Below are 880 nucleotides of genomic sequence, written 5' to 3' on the forward strand. Positions count from 1 at the left end.
CCAGCAACGGGCCTCGGGATAGTGTGCCGACCAGTCAGCGATATAGGCGTAGTGAATCCGGTTGGGCGACACCAGATGCGTCACCGTGCCCAGGGTTTCCAGCTGCCTGGCCAGGGGCGCGTTCCACGCCACCGGTGAATGCAGCCACAACCGGTTGCCCGGCAAACGCACAATGGTCATCCGGGTCGTGAAGGGAAGCCCTGCCCCATACAGGGCCATATGTATCACCGGCCCATCGACAATCCAGACGTCATCGGCCACCGGCTTGAGCCAGTTCACCGGTTCATACAATGACAGCACAGCCATGATACCCCTCCCTGGGCCAGACAGCCCGACAACGGGTCGTCAGAAAATTCAGTAACGCCTCGCGGTATGCATCAAACGCTTCATATTGTGGAACATGACCGATGCCCTCCAATTCAACCAGAGTCGCATCAGGAATGCGTTGCGCCGCTTTCTTGCCCAGCTGGTCATAGCGCCCCAGTTGGGCACGCTCTGATTCCGGTGCCCGGTTACGTCCCAGCGCGGTGCGGTCCCGGGTGCCGATGATCAACAGGGTGGGCACCTCAAGCCGCGCAAAATCCTGCACCACCGGCTGGCTGTAAATCATGTCGTAGGCAAGGGCGGAATTCCAGGCAATACGCGGGTAGTCCGGCCCGCGAATCCAGCCCTGTTGCAAGGTCAGCAAGGGGGCATAATCGTCTTTCCACTGGCCATCGAAATAGCTGGCCGTCATATAGGCCTTCACTTTTTCCGGGGTTTTCTTCAGCTCCCCTTCATACCAGGCATCCACGGATTGCCAGGGCACCACCGGGCGCCAGTCTTCCAGGCCAATGGGGTTCACCAATACCAGCGCATCACTGCGTTGCGGGAACATCAG

At 59.7% G+C, this 880-nt stretch carries 2 protein-coding genes; both read right to left on the reverse strand.

What is annotated here, in order from left to right:
* The coding region (locus A3754_RS02820) for a DUF4336 domain-containing protein (protein WP_231880455.1) at positions 1 to 306 on the reverse strand (306 nt) is incomplete at its 3' end.
* On the reverse strand, positions 284 to 880 hold a 597-nt coding region (locus A3754_RS27040; protein WP_197468411.1), incomplete at its 5' end, for an alpha/beta fold hydrolase. The genes A3754_RS02820 and A3754_RS27040, both read right to left, overlap by 23 nt.

This window comes from Alcanivorax sp. HI0083 (assembly GCF_001635175.1).